This window comes from Streptomyces sp. NPDC044003 (assembly GCF_056435185.1).
In genome coordinates, this window is sequence record NZ_JBWKFA010000011.1 from 53,271 (window position 1) to 69,950 (window position 16,680).

General features: G+C 69.0%; 11 protein-coding genes. 9 read left to right on the plus strand and 2 right to left on the minus strand.

Annotated features, from left to right (window positions below):
* Window positions 1-166: 166 nt before the first annotated feature.
* Complete coding sequence (locus tag AC07AW_RS33375) at window positions 167-1,405, minus strand: PucR family transcriptional regulator (protein WP_392158980.1); 1,239 nt, start codon at window positions 1,403-1,405, stop codon at window positions 167-169.
* 868 nt (window positions 1,406-2,273) lie between these two features.
* On the opposite strand from AC07AW_RS33375, the gene AC07AW_RS33380 reads away from it, so the two are divergent.
* The 9 genes from AC07AW_RS33380 to AC07AW_RS33420 all read left to right on the plus strand — a co-directional run bounded on the left by AC07AW_RS33380 (window position 2,274) and on the right by AC07AW_RS33420 (window position 15,608).
* The gene (locus AC07AW_RS33380; RefSeq protein WP_478819214.1) at window positions 2,274-2,654 is read left to right on the plus strand and encodes a hypothetical protein; all 381 of its coding nucleotides are present in this window, start codon (window positions 2,274-2,276) and stop codon (window positions 2,652-2,654) included.
* Window positions 2,655-2,658: 4 nt separating this feature from the next.
* Window positions 2,659-4,275: a sodium/solute symporter gene (locus tag AC07AW_RS33385; RefSeq protein WP_478819215.1), complete on the plus strand. Its 1,617-nt coding sequence runs from the start codon at window positions 2,659-2,661 to the stop codon at window positions 4,273-4,275.
* 366 nt (window positions 4,276-4,641) lie between these two features.
* Window positions 4,642-5,502, plus strand: coding sequence for a phytanoyl-CoA dioxygenase family protein (locus tag AC07AW_RS33390; RefSeq protein WP_478819216.1), 861 nt, complete (start codon window positions 4,642-4,644; stop codon window positions 5,500-5,502).
* A gap of 389 nt (window positions 5,503-5,891) precedes the next feature.
* Window positions 5,892-7,175, plus strand: a complete 1,284-nt coding sequence (locus tag AC07AW_RS33395; RefSeq protein ID WP_478819217.1) for an MFS transporter — start codon at window positions 5,892-5,894, stop codon at window positions 7,173-7,175.
* A gap of 172 nt (window positions 7,176-7,347) precedes the next feature.
* Entirely contained in the window at window positions 7,348-8,895 is a 1,548-nt protein-coding gene (locus tag AC07AW_RS33400; protein WP_478819218.1) for a long-chain-fatty-acid--CoA ligase, read from the plus strand.
* A gap of 316 nt (window positions 8,896-9,211) precedes the next feature.
* Window positions 9,212-10,624, plus strand: coding sequence for a flavin monoamine oxidase family protein (locus AC07AW_RS33405; protein WP_478819219.1), 1,413 nt, complete (start codon window positions 9,212-9,214; stop codon window positions 10,622-10,624).
* Window positions 10,625-10,646: 22 nt separating this feature from the next.
* A complete protein-coding gene (locus AC07AW_RS33410; protein ID WP_478819220.1) occupies window positions 10,647-13,016 on the plus strand; it encodes an ATP-dependent Clp protease ATP-binding subunit in 2,370 nt (789 codons plus the stop codon).
* A 297-nt stretch (window positions 13,017-13,313) separates the two neighbouring features.
* On the plus strand, window positions 13,314-13,739 hold the full coding sequence (gene panD / locus AC07AW_RS33415) for an aspartate 1-decarboxylase (protein ID WP_478819221.1): 426 nt from the start codon (window positions 13,314-13,316) through the stop codon (window positions 13,737-13,739).
* Between the two features lie 465 nt (window positions 13,740-14,204).
* On the plus strand, window positions 14,205-15,608 hold the full coding sequence (locus AC07AW_RS33420) for a transglycosylase family protein (protein WP_478819222.1): 1,404 nt from the start codon (window positions 14,205-14,207) through the stop codon (window positions 15,606-15,608).
* On the opposite strand, the gene AC07AW_RS33425 is transcribed toward AC07AW_RS33420, so the two are convergent.
* On the minus strand, window positions 15,489-16,478 hold the full coding sequence (locus tag AC07AW_RS33425; RefSeq protein ID WP_478819223.1) for a DMT family transporter: 990 nt from the start codon (window positions 16,476-16,478) through the stop codon (window positions 15,489-15,491). The two genes, AC07AW_RS33420 and AC07AW_RS33425, sit on opposite strands and share 120 nt — an antisense overlap.
* Window positions 16,479-16,680: the final 202 nt, after the last annotated feature.

Sequence of the window (16,680 nt, forward strand, 5' to 3'; positions counted from 1 at the left end):
GCGCTATACACACAGAACGCGCGAGTTCCGGTGGAGCGTGGTGCACGTTGCACACTGCCGGTGTCTGAGCGTCGAACGGGGGACGAATTCTGAGCGATGCCGATCACGCATCGGCCCCGCCGGCAGGTGCGGGCGGGGCCTCCGAGGATGGGGCAGAACCCCCGGGTCAGTCGCTCGGCTGCTGGTTCTGCTGGAGCTCCAAGAGCATCAGGGCTGCGTCGACCCCGGTCGGGTCCTGATCGAGAGGTCGCGGCAGCATGGCCTTTGCTCGGGCCAGCCGACGGTCGACCGTGTTCCGGTGCGCGAACATCCGGTCCGCGGTGCTCGAGATGTTGAACCGCTCACTCACGTACATGCGGACGGTGCGCTGGATGACCGGGTCGGCTGTCGCGAGCTCCCCCAGCGTGTTCGCGACGAACTGCTCCGCCTTGGCGAGATCGGCAGTCAGCAGATCGACGAGGTAGGCGTCCTCGTAGCGCACGACGACATGCGGGGACCGCAGTCGCGCGAGGAGCCGCTGCGCCGCGACGGCGTCCAGATGACTGGAGCGGAACCCCTCGACGTCCGTCGCCGGCCGTCCGAACGCCACCCTGACGCCTGGGGTCTTGGCGAGGACCTTCTGGATCCCCGCTACCGGCGGAACGACCCTGACCGGCATCCACAACCACTGGGAGGAGGTACTGACCACCAGCGTCAGACGACGCGTGGCACCGCACGCCCGCATGACGTGCTCAGCCGCTTCCTCCAGGTGGGGGGCAAGCTCTTCGGAATCGGCCCACACGATGGCCGCGACGTGAGGTCCGGTCAAGGCGTAACCGAGCTGCTCCTCCGCTCGTACGCGGCTGATGGGGGCGCCTTCCAGCAGGAGCTGCGCTGTGGCGAACCGCTGGGTGTGGGCGCCGCGCCCCAGCTCCGATCGAACGTCGTCGGTGTATGTCGCCACGGCGGCGATCGAGTCGTCGACGAACGTCGTCATCGAGTTGCCGGACACCTCCACCAGTTCGCGCAACTCGTCATGGTCCGTGGTGGCGGCGAAGCAGGCCTCGATCCACCACTGCCATCCGACCCGCTGCGCCGCCCTCCATGATTCGAGGTCGTCGATGTCCATGCCGCGCAGCACGAGGTCGCGGGCGTAGATGTACATCTCCGGGTCCCTGGACGGCTCCACTCGACGGCCCGGCTCGTGCAGGTTCGACACGAGCCAGTGCGTCATGTTCGCCTTGTTGAGGCGCCGGTCCGCTTCCGCCAGCACGGGATCTTCGACGAATCCTCGCTGGCGTGTACCCCGCTGCGAAGCAGCCCACAACCTGTCCAGCACGTCCTCCGACAGGGGCAGCATCTGCTCGGCGATCGCTCGGATCAGCTCGGATACCCGTGGGGATGGGGCTGGCCACAACTCTTCCATAGCATACACAGAGTACTCCCGGCGACCACGTGGGGTGAAGCGCCGAGCTGGGGCGGCCGGCCGCAGACCACGTCGGGGCGGCCAGGGCTGCCCGAGGGGCGCACGCCGGCATCCTTCCGGATATTTTTCTGTATAGGAACCGGCATCGATGCGTTCCTTGGCCGGCTGTCTCCCCGTTTCAGGCCCCGGATGAAGGAGCAGGTCGGCCTGCTGCTCCAGAAGAGCGACGAGGGATACCGGCGAGTAGGATCCTGCGTACCCGTCGCCCACCCCCATCCCCACCCCCGGGCTTGAGCGGGCGGACCCCCTTCGAGACCACCCAGTTCGACCTGCCGGTGGGCAGTCTCCTGGCGCCAGGGTCGAGCTGGTCCTCATGCCGGCGAGAGCCCCGGACGTGCCCCGTGGCCTCACCGGTGAATCAACCGTGAACGGGATGTCGCGGAGCCTCACCGTCGTTTGACAGGCCGTAGGGGGATCCGTGATCCTCCTGACCACTGCATGGCGTGCGCCGGCAACCGCGCTTGAGATGCACGCTGCCGCAAGGCCCTGTTGGGGCTCGTGGTCCGTTCCCGACCCTTTCACCCGCATTCGCTCGCCCGGCACCCGGCGCATCACGCCACGCCTCGGGTGGCGGCGGATGCGAGCGGCCGCCCTCGCACCAAGTGAGGACGCCGCTCACGACGATCCGCGGCGACGTTGCCGTGAGTACAGCACTCTGCCCCCTGCCGTACCTCGGCGGCGCGCGCGGCCTTGACGCGTCGTCTCTCGTCGTCAGCCCGGTCATCCGTCGCCCCTCCGGAACGTCTGCGCGGCGACAGGTCACGCGCTTCCACGCCCCAGCCACCCACCTCACCGTCCGGAGGTTTCCGTGCGCTCCTACACTCCTGCTCCGTCCGGCCGACCACCGACGCCCCACCTCTCCGCCGATACCCCGCAACAAGAACGCCTCTCCAAACTCCGCGAGGCCGCTCACAGCGGCGACCGCACATTCCTTGTCCTGAACGCGGTTCCTCTCGCGGTCGGCACCGTGCTGTCGTCGTTCACGGACGTGCCGTCGGTGCCTGTGTACGGGAAGCTCACGCTGGGCGTGGTGTGGGGCTTCCTGCAAGGCACCCTCCTCGTCGTCACCGCCTGGCTGCACGAGGACCGGTCCGCGCGTCTGCGCGATCCCCTCGAGCAGTCCCTGACCTCATGCCTTCCTCGGGTCGAGAGGCCCGTCACTCCTCCGGTCAACGAGCCCTGGCGGTGAAGCGGTGAACCTGCACATCCTCAGCTCCGGCCCGGCCGAACCGATCGGTTCGGACAGCCAGGGCCCTGTGATCATCGCCTTCCTGGTCTTCATCGGTGTTTCCCTCCTGTGGGTTCTCACGCTCGCCACACAGGAGGACAACCCGGAAAGGCTCTACACAGCGGACCGGTCGCTCTCATCGGTCTTCAACGGGATCGCCATGGCAGGCGAGCAGATGACTGTCATCAACCTGTTGGCAGTGCCTGGAGGCATCGCCCTTTTCGGCTACGACGCATTCACCGTCGCCATCGACTACGTCGTGGCGCTGGGCGTACTGCTCCTCCTTGCCCAGAAGATCCGCAACAGCGGTCTGTACACGCTTGGCGATCTCTTCTCCGTGCGCGTCTCAGGTCCGGGGCTGCGCATCGCCGGGGCCGTGGTGACACTGGTCATCGCCATTCCCCTTCTCATGGTGCAACTGAGGGCGGCCGGCATCGTCACGGCCCTCCTGATCGGCATTTCGAGCGACGAGGCTCAGGTCCTCTGCACGGTGGTGATGGGCTGCCTCGTCGCCGCCTTCGCCACGGTGGCAGATCTGAGAGGCACCAGCTTCATGCAGGTCGTCAAGGTGCCGCTCACCCTGGTGACGCTGGCCGTGGTCACGTTGCTGGCGGTGAACAAATTCGGGTGGGACCCCGGGAGTCTGCTCGACGCCGCGGTGGCCAACAGCCGGGAGCCGGACGCGTACCTGAGCCCGGGGCTCTGGACACAGCCAGGGAGCCTCGGCCCTCTCAGCACGATCAGCGACCACCTCGTGATGATCCTCGGTACGGCCGTGGCGCCTCACCTCATGCTGCGTATCAGTACCGCCCTGACCGGGCGAGGCGCACGCCGATCCATGAGCATCGCCGCGGGGCTGAACGGCGCGTTCTTCCTGCTCCTGACCATGACGGGTTTCGCGGCGGCGGCCGTGGTGGGAAGCAAGAGCATCGGGGCCGTCGACGCCAATGGACAGTCGTCCCCGATGCTGCTCGCTGCGGGCCTGCTGTCCGACAGCTCGGCGGCGAAGGTCACGCTCATCACCGTCATGGCCTGCGTCGCCTTCCTCGCCGCCCTCACGACCGTGACCAGCGTGACCTTCGCCGCCGCCGTGTCCATCGCGCACGACGTGTTCGCTCGAGGCAAGCGCCGGCACACCGACATCGGAGAAGTGCGGGCCCTGCGTCTGGCTGTGGCCCTTCTGTGCATGGGAGGCCTGTCGCTCGCCGCTGCGACCCATCGATACCCGATCGAATTTCTGGTCGTCTTCTCGCTGGGCGTCGCCGCATCATGCGTCTTCCCCGCACTGATCTACTCCTTCTTCTGGTCCGGATTCCGTCGCAGAGGGCTCCTGTGGTCCGTATACGGGGGGCTTCTGCTCTGCGCCGTCCTCACCTTCTTCTCCCCCGTCGTCTCCGGAACCGAATACGCACTGTGGCCGGGAGTGGATTTCCATTGGTTTCCTCTGAACAATCCGGCCGTGATTTCCGTACCGGTCTCATTCCTCCTCGGGTGGTACGGCAGCATCACCTCGCCAGAAAATACTGACAGCGACTTCGGGCGCTTCGAGTACAGGATCCTGACGGGAAGAAGTCCGGATTGAGCGGAGCCGGCTGCGGCGTCCTCCGAGCCCCCAGGTCGCGTCGCCGCCCGTCGGGCGAGGGGACGGCAGGGTGCCTCGCTTCGGACCTACCAACGCTTTTCAGCCATGCGAGGGGCGAAGAGATGCTCCGCGACTCCTCCCATGTGCACTGTGCACCACGATCCGCGCGAACTGGAGGTGAACTGATGTGGTACGGCGTGATCCGCAGGGAGCAAGCTAGAGATCCAGGTCACAGGCGCCGGACGTATAGGCGCTCGGTTTCAGCCACCGAGGACCGCCCTCAACTGGAATCGCGCTTACAAGAGAGCCCCATCGGCTCTTGCTGAACACAATCGTCCCGCGCCCCGACAACGAAAAAGGTATGGCATGACCATCTCAGAGGTTTCCCTGCGCCGGATCCCGGCCTCCGCACCGGTCGATGAGGTCCTGGCCGTCTTCCACGAGGACGGTGGCGTCATCATCGAAGGACTCCTCACCCCGGAGCAGGTCGAGCGGTTCAATCGCGAGATCGAGCAGCCTCTCCAGAAACTGGCCGCCGGCTCCAAGCACGAGGACGAGTTCGTCGCCGAGTTCCACGGCAAGAACACCAAGCGGCTCACGAACCTGGTCACGCTCAGCGAGACGTTCCGACGTGAGGTCATCGACCACGACCTGGTGCACGCCCTCGCCGACGCCGTCTACCTGGAGGAGTCGGGCACCTACTGGATGACCACTGCGCAGGTCATCGAGATCGGGCCCGGCAACACGGCGCAGTTTCTCCACCGGGACCTGGAGAACTACTTCCCGTTCGTCGGCATGGGGCCCGCAGGCCCGGAAGTCACCGTCAACTTCCTGATCGCCCTGACCGACTTCTCCGAGGAGAACGGGGCCACCCGTGTCATCCCGGGAAGCAACCACTGGGAGGACTTCGAGGATCGCGGGACTCCCGAGCAGACGATCCCGGCTCTGATGCGTGCGGGCGACGCGCTCTTCTTCAGCGGGAAGACGGTGCACGGCGGTGGCGCCAACGTCACGTCCGACGAGTACCGGCGGGCGGTAGGTTTCGCTCTCAATCCCGGTTACCTGGTCGGCGAGGAGGCTCACCCCTTCCTGATCGACCTCGAACTGGCCAAGACCCTCTCGCCGCGGGTGCAGCGCCTGATCGGATTCCGCTCGCAGTACCCGAAGGGATCCCCGGGGCTGTGGCAGGTCGACTACAGCGAGCTCGCGGATCACCTCGGGCTGTGATGCCCCCTCGACCGAGACGCTGAATCGACGACGCCGACACGCAGGTGAGCCCGCCTGACGACGGACATCTGTGACATCAGAGGTCCTGCGGAGTGCAACCTGCCGTGTCACGTTGCGATCAACCCGGCTGTCCCCGCCTTCCGGCGCGGGCGGGGACAGCCGACCTGCGCGAGGTCATGGTGCGTTGTGCACCGCCATCGACGTATCCGCAGGGCTTCTTGTCCCAGTTCGGTGCTGTCCGAAAAGGAACCGTAGGCACCTCGCGGGCCGCAGCCTCCAGTTCCCGAGGGGCACCGAGAACCCGGACCGGAGGCCAGGCCCCACGCCGCGCAGCCCGCTCAGCCAGGCCTCCCGGTACATCGCGACCATCGCGTGAATAGGAGCAACTCGTGCAGTCCAGAGCATCAAACAGCAAGTGGCGCATGCTTGCGGTCTCGTTCCTGGTCATCGTCGGCATGTCTCTGCCGTACTACGGCTGGACGCCCAGCCTGACCTCGATCGCGGCGGATCTGTCCCTCAACTACGCGCAAGCGGCTTCGCTCATGTCCGTGACCGCCGCCATGGGCGGCATCGCGGTGGTTCTGGGTGGAGCGCTTGTCGTCAGAGTGGGGCCCAAGAGCGTCATCCTCGCTGCGCTGGCCCTCTCCATCGCGGGCCAGATCCTCTTCGCCTACGTGGACGGCTACACCGGTGCGCTGGTGGCACGCGCCGTCAGCGGCGTGGCTGTCGGCCTCATGATCGTGGCTCCCTACACGCTGGCCATCAGCTGGTTCCTCGAGTCGGGGCAGGCCGGCCGGGCGGCCGGCGTGATGCTGGCGGGTGACGGCATCGGCGTGCTCTTCGCACTCGTGGTGTTCGCCATGGTGCTCGGATCCGTGGACTGGCGTTACGGGCTGCTGGTGCAGGCCGGGTATCTGGCGGTTCTCTTCCTTGCGGCCCTTTTCTTCCTGAAGAACGCCCCCGCACCGGAAGCGGCAGAAGCGCGAGGACAGGACGCCGAAGGCACTCGGACGAAGGCGTTCGGCGCGATTCTGCGCGCGGCCCGCACGCGGCCCGTGCTCTCCGCGATGGCGTTCTACACGGGAACCTGGGGGCTCTTCTCGCTCGTCGTGAGCTGGATGCCCACCATTCTGATGAACGCCGGCTGGCCGGAGTCCGTCGCGGGGCTGTTCTCGTCCTCGTCCAGCCTTGCCGGCATCATCACCGCTGTCGCCTTCGGCCTGCTTTCACACAGGGTCACCGGCCGCCGCAAGATCGTCATCGTCCTCGCCGGGATCACGACGGCGGCGTTCGTCGGTCTGCTCTGCTACGCGGTCGCCGTGGGGGACTACACCCTCGCGGCGGTTTCCCTCCCACTGATCGGCCTGGCCGGCTACGCGGGAGCCTCCCTGTCGCTCACCGCCGCCAACGAGTCGGTTGACGGTGAGCACGTCGGTGCCGTCAACGGTCTCGTCCTCGGCTGCGCCCTCCTCGTCGGCGGTGTCCTCTACCCCTATGCGGTGGGCGCCATCCGAGACATGACGGGGAGCTTCACCGTCGGGTTCCTCGTGGTCGCGATCTCCACGTTCGTTCTCTGTTTCGTCGCCCCGCTGTTCGGGTTCGACGAAGGGAAGTCCCAGGTCCCGTCGCCGGAGGCGGCAGTCCGATCGGAAGTACGGGCCGCGGAAGCCTGAGAGCCCTGCCTCGCCGCGTGCGGTTTGCCGACTCCGACACACACGGCGGGGCGCACCCGTCGGGCCTTACGACGCCCCGACTCCATGACGACGGCCCCAGAGACACCCTCTGTCGGCTCTGCTGCACCCGCACCCGCACCCGCACCCGCACCCGCACCCGCAAGTAGGAATCATGCTCAATCTCGCCTCGCTCCTCGAAGACAGCGCCCGCTGTCACCCCACCCGTGACGCGCTGGTCCTGGGCGATACCCGGCTCACCTACGCCCAGGTGGACAGCGCCGCCAACCAGGTCGCGAACCTGCTCGTCGAGCGGGGGATCAGGCCCGGAGACAAGGTGGCCCTCAGCTGCCCGAACCTGCCGTACTTCCCGATCGTCTACTACGGCATCCTCAAGGCCGGCGCGGTCGTGGTACCGCTCAACGTGCTCCTCAAGAGCCGTGAGATTGCGTACCACCTCGCCGACTCCGACGCGAAGGCGTACTTCTGCTTCCAAGGCACTCCGGAACTGCCGATCGGTGCCGAAGGCTTCGCCGGCTTCGAGCAGGCCAGTGGTTGCGAGCATTTCTTCCTGATCACCGCCGACCCGGCCGCGGCCAGCCCGATCGAGGGCGCGGGAACCCTGGGCGCGGCTCTGATCGGCAAGGCACCCACCTTCGACAGCGCCGTCACCTCGAGCGACGACACCGCGGTCATCCTGTACACGAGTGGCACGACAGGCCAGGCCAAGGGCGCCGAGCTCAGCCATGCCAACCTCGTGCTCAACGCGCTCAGCTGCAACGGTCTGTTCGGCAACCGGCCCGCGACTGACACGCACCTGCTCACTCTGCCGCTGTTCCACACCTTTGGCGCCACCGTGCAGATGAACGCGGGCTTCTCGATGGCCGCCACGCTCGTACTGCTGCCGCGCTTCGAGGCAGCACAGGCGGTCGCGCTCATGGAGAAGGAGGACATCACCTTCTTCGCCGGCGTGCCCACCATGTGGTGGGGCCTGCTCGGCGCCCTCACCGACGACGTCGACGTGGACCGGATCGCCCGCAACCTCCGGGTCGGAGTGTCCGGCGGCGCAGCCCTGCCGATGGAGATCATCAGCCAGGTCAAGAAGCGGTTCGGAATCCAGATCCTGGAGGGCTACGGCCTGTCGGAGACCTCGCCTGTCACGACGTTCTCCGACCCGCAGCGCGAGCCGCGGCCGGGCTCGATCGGCATCCCGATCTGGGGGGTGCAGTGCAAGCTGGTCGACCGTGACTGGAACGAGGTCACCGGGGTCGGCGCGGTCGGCGAGATCGCGATCAAGGGCCACAACATCATGAAGGGCTACTACAACCGCCCCGAGGTCACCGCGGAGGCCATGCGGGACGGCTGGTTCCGAACCGGCGACCTGGCCAGGAAGGACGAGGACGGCTTCTACTACATCGTCGACCGCACCAAGGACATGATCATCCGCGGCGGCTTCAACGTGTACCCGCGTGAAGTCGAGGAGGTCCTGATGACCCACCCCGACATCTCGCTCGCGGCGGTGATCGGCGTACCCCACGACAGCCATGGCGAGGAGATCAAGGCTTTCGTGATCCGCAACGCCGACGCCGACCTCAGCGAGGCCGAGCTGGTCGACTGGGCGCGGCAGCAGATGGCGGCCTACAAGTACCCCCGCATCGTCGAGTTCGTCGAATCGCTCCCGATGACGGCCACCGGAAAGATCCTCAAGCGCGAACTCGGCTGACCCGTGGCGGGTCCGGTGCCCACGTGACCGCCACCACCACAAGCGCTACAGCCACGCGCCCATCTGCGGTCCACCGTCATGCCGGCGCAGCCTCGGCGTCGCCGGGATGGACTGGTCGGGACCTCTCAGCAGCCCTGTGCCGCAAGGCCTCGGCGGGCGCCGCGCCGCTCTGTAGCTCACCCCAGCTCCTTGCCGAAGTAGCACTGCCGGCAGGGATTGACGGGCTGCAACCCGCATCACATTCCAGAGCAAACGACTGGAGCAAGCGATTCAGTCACTTGCTCCAGTCATCGGAACAGAATCAAGGGAGCAGAAGATGAAGGACGGGACGTTCGACTACGACACGATCGTCATCGGCGGAGGGTTCGCCGGGGTGAGCGCGTGCCGGGATCTGTCGGATCAGGGCTACTCCGTGCTGTTGCTGGAGGCGCGCGACCGGCTGGGTGGTCGCACCTGGTCCGAGCAGCGGAGTGTGGGGGCCTACGAGGGAATCGTCGAGCTGGGCGGGCAGTGGGTGTGGCCCGATCGCCAGGTCAACATGATGTCCGAGATCGAGCGGTACGGGCTGACCATGACGCACAGCTCGATGCCGGAGTGCTACCCGACACTGCTGGCCGGGCAGTACAACCCGGGCCCGCTGCCGGTGCCGCTGGAGGACGTCTACGACTTCGAGAAGGCCGCCTTCAAGATGCTCACGGACGCGCACCGGATTCAGCGGGGAGTGCCGCTGGACCGCCAGAACGTCGAGGACCTGGACATCCCCTACAACGAGTACCTCGACAGCCTCGGGGTCAGTGACTCCGTCCGCGGCTTCTTCACCTTCTTCGGGACCATCCTCACCGGCCGCTATCCGGAGGAGATCTCCGCGCTTCCCCCGCTGGGGTTCATCGCGCAGATGGACCACAGCCTGATCCGTACCTGGGGCGTGTTGGACGCCTACATCGTCGAGGGCACCGGTGCGCTCATCCAGGCGATGGCCGACGACTCCGCCGGGGCCGACATCCGGCTGGAGACCCCGGTGGCGAGCGTCGAGCAGAACGAGGACGGCGTGAGGGTGACGACCGAGGCCGGCGACACCTTCACGGCGGCTACGGTCGTCGTGGCGACCCCGCTGGCCTGCTGGTCCACCATCCGTTTCGAACCGCCGCTGAGCGAGGCCAAGTTCACCACCTCGAGCGAGCGCAGCGTCGCCTACCCCGTCAAGGTGTACGCGCAGGTCAAGAACGCGCCGCGATTCCCCTACATGCTGGCGGAGGCTCCCCAGGCCAATGGTGCGGCTGTCATCTTCGGCGAGCACGATCTGGGGGAGGACGGCCAGCTCGTCGTCGGCTTCTTCATCGACCACCCGGACCGGGACGACCGCTTCGGCACCAGCTTCGCCGGTATCGAGCGGTTCGTGAAGACGATGTGCCCGGACGCCGAGCTCGTCGCCTACGAGTGTCATGACTGGGTGGGCGACCAGTGGTCCGGCCGCGGTGGCATGGCGGCGTACCCGCCGCAGCGCCTCAGCCGGTGGCACTCCGAGCTCTCCCGCCCGGAGGGCCGGGTCCACTTCGCGACCTCGGACATCGCCAGCACCTTCATGGCGTGGATGGAGGGCGCCGTCGAGATGGGCAAGAAGGCGGCGGTCGACGTGCAGCGCCGGCTCACCCGGGAGGCCATCGAGGTCAAGGTGCGCGCCCGCGCCAAGGGATCGAGCGGCACCGCGGCGACGCGGCACGAGGCCTGAGCCGGATAGGTAGACGACGCAGATGTTCCCCCGCGAAGAGCTGAAGGCCGACTACACCCGCCGCGCGCTGGAAGCGCTGGACCGGGCCTGGTCGCCGGGACCGAGTGGTCCGACGCCGAACGGTCCGGGGCCGAATGGTCCGGCCGGGACCGGACCGGCCCAAGTGCTGGCCGCGGTCCTCGACCAGCAGGCGACCATCGTCGGGCCGGTGCTGGCGGACCTGGGCGTGGACCCGGATGATCTTCGGGGTTCGCTACGCGTGAGCCCGGAGGACTTCCGAGGCCCTCTGGGCGACTTCGCGGGGGAGCGGCCGACGGCCGACGCCGAAACGGCCCGGCCCCAGCCCGGGCTCCTCTCGCTACTGCGGGCTGCCGAGCACGAGGCACGTCAGCTGGGCGACGCGTTCGTGTCGGTCGAGCACCTCGTCGTCGCCCTGGCCGACCGGCGCGACCCGGTCGGTGAGTTGATGCGCGCCACGGGCGCCGACCGGACCGCGGTACTGGACGCCGTACGACGCGTGCGCGGACCGTGGCAGGTCGTCGACGCCGAACCCGAGCGCACCTGCCTGGACGTCCGATGGCGGCCCGCCCGGGTGTCCAGCCAGGTGCTCCGGTTCGGCCGCGACCTGACCGAGCTCGCCTTCCGGGGCACACTCGATGCCGTGGTCGGCCGCGACACCGAGATCGCCCGGGTCGTCCAGGTGCTGTCCCGGCGGCGCAAGAACAACCCCGTGCTGATCGGCGACCCGGGGGTGGGCAAGACCGCCATCGCCGAGGGGCTCGCCCAGCGCATCGTCGCGGGCGAGGTTCCGGGAGCGCTGCAAAACCGTCGGGTGATCGCGCTGGACGTCGGTGCCCTGATCGCCGGGGCGTCGTACCGGGGGGAGTTCGAGGACCGGGTCAAGGCCGTGCTCAAGGACGTCGACGCGGCGGACGGCGGCATCATCCTGTTCATCGACGAACTGCACACGATCATCGGAGCCGGCGCCGCGGAGGGCGCGGTCGACGCCGGCAACCTCCTCAAACCGATGCTGGCCCGCGGCTCGCTGCGCACGCTCGGCGCCACCACGCGCGACGAGTACCGCAAGTACGTCGAGTCGGACGGCGCGCTGGAGCGCCGCTTCCAGCCGGTGCACGTCGAGGAACCCACGACCGACAACGCCGTCGAGATGCTCCGGGGCCTGCGGCCCAGCTACGAGGGCTACCACGACGTGCTGATCACCGATGCCGCACTCGCCGCTGCGGTGTCGCTCAGCAAGCGCTACATCGCGGACCGGTACCTCCCCGACAAGGCGATCGACCTCATCGACGAGGCCGCCTCGCAGCGCCGGATCGAACTCGACTCCGGCTCGCGGTGGCCCGATGCAGGCGAGTCCGGGATCGTCGACGAGGAGGATGTCGCACGCGTGGTCGCGCAGTGGACCGGCATCCCGGTCTCCCGGCTGCGCGAGGAGGAACTGGAGAAACTCCTCCGCATGGAGGCGCGCCTCGGCGCCCGCGTCGTGGGCCAACGGGAGGCGATCGCCAGTGTCTCGGCCGCGCTGCGCAACGCCCGCACCGGCCTCGGGGATCCGAACCGGCCGATTGCCGCGCTCCTGTTCTGCGGACCGGTCGGCGTGGGGAAGACCCACCTCGCCCATGCACTGGCCGAGTTCATGTTCGACAGCGACGACGCGCTGATCCAGCTCGACATGTCGGAGTACGCCGAAAAGCAGTCCGTCACCCGTCTCATCGGCGCGCCACCGGGCTACGTCGGCTACGAGGAGGGCGGCCAGCTGACCGAGGCCGTTCGGCGCCGCCCGTACGCGGTCGTCCTCCTGGACGACATCGAGCAGGCACACCCGGACGTCCACGGACTGCTGCGCCAGGTGGTCGACCACGGATCGCTCACCGACGGCCAGGGCCGACTGGTCAGCTTCCGCAACGTGGTACTGGTGATGACGTCGGGCCTCGCCGGTCCGGACGCCGTACGACAGCAGTTCCGGGCCGACTTCGTGACCCGGCTCGACGACGTCGTCGAGTTCGCGACGCTGGGCCGCAGTGAGCTGGAGCAGCTTGTCGACCTGCATGTCGGCGTGGTCGCAGCCCACCTGTCGGGCAAGGGGATCTCGCTCGAACTCGCCCGCGAGGCAAGGGAGTTGGTAAGTGAGTTGGGCGACGGCAACGATGGTGCGCGTCCGCTGCTGCGGGCGATCCGGAAGCAGCTCGTTTCCGCCGTGTCGCACGAGATCCTGCGGGGCGGGGCGGGACCGGGCGACACGATCCGGTTCGACCGCGAGGGGTCGTCGCTCCGGCTCGCGGTGGTGCGGGACGCCGCGGAGGACGAGGTCCGGGCGGCGGGGCCCGGCAGCGGGCCGTCGAGTGCTCCAGTCCCGACTGGATCAACCGACTGAATCAACAGGAGGCCCGACAATTCGGTGCGGGGACACACGTCGTCCGTGTGCAGAGTGGCCTCCCACATGTTTGATGGCTCATCAGGTAAGTCAGCATTCGGTCAGCATGAGTCGCCGGGCGTTCCCGGAGGATTGCCTGAACAGCCGCCGGTGACAGCACGAAATCCCAGGTGAGGACCCGTGTCGCCCGACCGAGCGATGTTCCTCACAAACATCGTTCGGCGCGTGCCGGTGTACAGTCGGGACCGCCCTTGACCTGCACGAAGCAGGCAGGGAGCCGTCTCAGAGGAGTCCAAAGTGCTGCGTACTCTGTTCAAGTCCAAGATCCACCGCGCCACCGTGACCCAGGCCGACCTGCACTACGTCGGTTCCGTCACCATCGACGCGGAGCTGATGGAGGCCGCCGACCTGCTGCCCGGCGAGCTGGTCCACATCGTCGACATCGACAACGGAGCCCGCCTCGAGACCTATGTCATCGAGGGCGAGCGCGGCTCCGGTGTCATCGGGATCAACGGCGCGGCCGCCCACCTCGTGCACCCCGGCGACCTGGTGATCCTCATCAGCTACGCGCAGCTCGAGGACGCGGAGGCGCGGAGCTTCGTACCGCGCGTCGTGCACGTCGATGGCGACAACCGCATCGTCGAGCTCGGGAGCGACGCGTCCGCGCCCGTCCCCGGCAGCGACACGGTCCGCGGCCCGCACGCCGTGCCCGCCCAGGTCTGAACCGCCCGGCCACCCGGCTCCTCCCCGAGGGGCCGGGTGACCCGAGGGGCGGGATCCGGTGGGCAGGGCCGGGGCGGCGGGGCCACCCTGGAAGGGGAGCCCTCGTGAGGCCCCGCGCGGCGGAGCCCACGCGCCAGGGGTCTCCGTCGACCGGGAGGTCCGTCATGACCCACCCATCCCCCGATCCGCTGCCGCCGTCGCCGATCCCGCCGCCGGTTCCCTCGCCGCCGCCCGTGCCCCCGCCGAACCCGGTGCCGGTCCCACCGGAACCCTCGCCCACCCCGGTGCCCCAGCCGGGCGGGCCCGTACCGGAACCCGAACCTCAGCCCGAACCGGGCCCCGCGGGCGGGTGAGCGGATTCAACCCAGAGGTGACACAAGGCGGTTGAGGTTTCGCGCGAGCCCTTGTCACGGAGCGTGCACCACCCCTAACTTGGACGGCTGCTGCTGTGTTCAAGGGGGGCCCATGGCCGTACGCGGACGTCACCGCCGCCACCAGCCGAGCCGGATCAACCGTGCCTCGCTCACCGTCACGGCGGGAGGCGCCGGCATGGCGCTGCCGCTGATCGGCGCGGGCGCCGCACAGGCCGCCTCGCTCGACGTCTGGGAGAAGGTCGCGTCCTGCGAGTCCTCCTCCAGCTGGCACATCAACACCGGCAACGGCTACTTCGGCGGCCTCCAGTTCACCCAGTCCACCTGGGAGCGGTACGGCGGCACGCACTACGCCCCGCGCGCCGACCTCGCCTCCAAGGACCAGCAGATCGCGATCGCCGAGCGCGTCCTCAAGGGCCAGGGTGCCGGCGCCTGGCCGTCCTGCGGCCCCCGCGCGGGGCTCGCCCGGGGCGGGGAGACGCCCGACGTCACTCCGCGGAGCGCCGCTGCGGCCCAGCCGGCCGGCGGCGGGAACGCCGTCCGCACGGCCTCCCTGCCCGGGCAGCGCCTCCTTCCCGAGCAGGCCGCGCGCAGCGCGAGCCCGACGACCGTGCCCACCGTGCGCGAGATGTACACCGTGACGCCCGGCGACTCCCTCTCGAAGATCGCCCGGGACGAGCACGTCAACGGCGGCTGGCAGCGCCTGTACGAGACGAACCGGCAGGTCGTCGGCGACGACCCCGACCTCATCCTCCCCGGCCAGCGCCTCACCCTGCGCATCACGGCGCCGAAGAAGGCCGCCGAGAAGGCCGCGGAGAAGGCCGGGGAGAAGGCTGCGCCGAAAGCTGCCGAGAAAGCCGCTGAGAAGCCTGCGCCGAAGACCGTGCCCAAGGCCGCGCAGAAGGCCGTCCCTCGACCGGCCAAGGCCACGCCCCCCAGGACCGCACCCCCCAAGGCCGGCTCACACAAGACTGCGGGGGCCGCGAAGCCCGCCCCGAAGCCCGCGGCCAGGCCGAGTACCCAGCACACCTCGAAGCCCGCCACCAAGCCGGCCCACAAGACCGCGCCCAAGCCCGCCACCAAGCCCTCCGCCGACAGCTACTCCGCGCCCGTCTCCGCGGACATCGGCACCCGCTACGGCACCCGCGGTTCCTCCTGGTCCAGCGGCTACCACACCGGCGTGGACTTCCCCGTGCCCACCGGCACCTCGGTCAAGGCCGTGGCCGGCGGCCGGGTCGTCTCCGCCGGGTGGGGCGGCGCGTACGGGTACCAGATCGTCCTGCGCCACGACGACGGCCGCTACAGCCAGTACGCGCACCTCTCCGCCCTCACCGTCCGCGAGGGCCAGCGGGTGCACGCAGGTCAGCGCATCGCCCGCTCAGGATCGACCGGCAACAGCTCGGGACCGCACCTCCACTTCGAGGTTCGGACGCGTCCCGGGTACGGCTCCGACATCGACCCCCTGGCCTATCTCAGGGCGCGCGGAGTCTCCGTCTGAGGCGGGCCTGTCCGACGCCGATGACACCGACAGCGACTCCGGCGGGACCGCCATGCGGTCGAGCGTGAGCTGGACGAGGCCGCCCGCGGCGACCGCGCCGCAGATCAGCGCGGCGACGGTGCCCGCCGCGCCGTAGCGGAAGCTCTCGCCGAAGAGCGTCACGCCGACCGCCGCCGCGACCACCGGGTTCACCACCGTGACGGTGGCCAGCGGGGCGGCGAGGCCCGCGCCCCGGTACGAGGCCTGGGAGAGCAGCAGGCCGGTCACCGCGAACGCGGAGAGCACGAGCAGCCCCGTCCACTCGGCGAGCGGGGCCGAGGGAGTCCACTCCTCGGCCACCGACTTCGTGAGGACCGAGGCCATGCCGAAGGAGACGCCCGCGGCCGCGGCGAGCACGACGCTGCGCAGGACGGACCGGCCCACCAGGTGCGCGACCGTGAACAGGACGGCCACCGCGGCGAAGGTGGTGCCCGCGAGCAGCCACCGTTCCCCGTCGGTGAGGGACCGGGCCTCGGCGCCGCTGGTGAGGCTCAGCAGCCCGGCGAGGCCCGCCGTGGCCATCAGCGCACCGCGCCAGGCCCGCCGCCCGGCCCTGCGGCCGACGAACAGGGCCGCCATGGGCAGAGCGAAGACGATGGTGAGCGCACCCATCGGCTGGACCAGGCTGAGCGGCCCGTACGCCAGGGCGGCGACGTGCAGGGTCGCGCCGACGCCGTTCAGCAGGACGGACACCCACCAGGCAGGGCTGCGCAGCGGCGCGTAGCGCGGGCCGGCGGCGGAGGCCGCGACGCGCTCCTGCACGATCGCCGCGGCCGCGTAGGCGACCGCGGAGGCCAGGGCCAGGGCGACGGACAGCATGAGTGGACTCATACCTTCCACGATCCCCCTTTCCGGCCGTTCGCGTCGTCGTACCAGGGGACGTCTTCGCGGATACCGCCGACGCAGTACACAGCGCGCGCATACGACTCGGGATGTACACCTGTGCAGGTCGGAACGGGTGCAAAGCGGCCTTTCCGGCCGCTCGGGGGTGGCTCTCCGGGAGCCCGCGGAGTCGTTACGGTGGGACCTGACG

What these genes read in the sequence shown, in the direction of transcription:
- AC07AW_RS33405 (WP_478819219.1), top strand. Translation starts at nt 9,212, where the DNA reads ATGAAGGACGGGACGTTCGACTACGACACGATCGTCATCGGCGGAGGG.
- AC07AW_RS33420 (WP_478819222.1), top strand. Translation starts at nt 14,205, where the DNA reads ATGGCCGTACGCGGACGTCACCGCCGCCACCAGCCGAGCCGGATCAAC.
- AC07AW_RS33410 (WP_478819220.1), top strand. Translation starts at nt 10,647, where the DNA reads ATGTTCCCCCGCGAAGAGCTGAAGGCCGACTACACCCGCCGCGCGCTG.
- AC07AW_RS33400 (WP_478819218.1), top strand. Translation starts at nt 7,348, where the DNA reads ATGCTCAATCTCGCCTCGCTCCTCGAAGACAGCGCCCGCTGTCACCCC.
- AC07AW_RS33375 (WP_392158980.1), bottom strand. Translation starts at nt 1,405, where the DNA reads ATGGAAGAGTTGTGGCCAGCCCCATCCCCACGGGTATCCGAGCTGATC.
- AC07AW_RS33425 (WP_478819223.1), bottom strand. Translation starts at nt 16,478, where the DNA reads ATGAGTCCACTCATGCTGTCCGTCGCCCTGGCCCTGGCCTCCGCGGTC.
- AC07AW_RS33390 (WP_478819216.1), top strand. Translation starts at nt 4,642, where the DNA reads ATGACCATCTCAGAGGTTTCCCTGCGCCGGATCCCGGCCTCCGCACCG.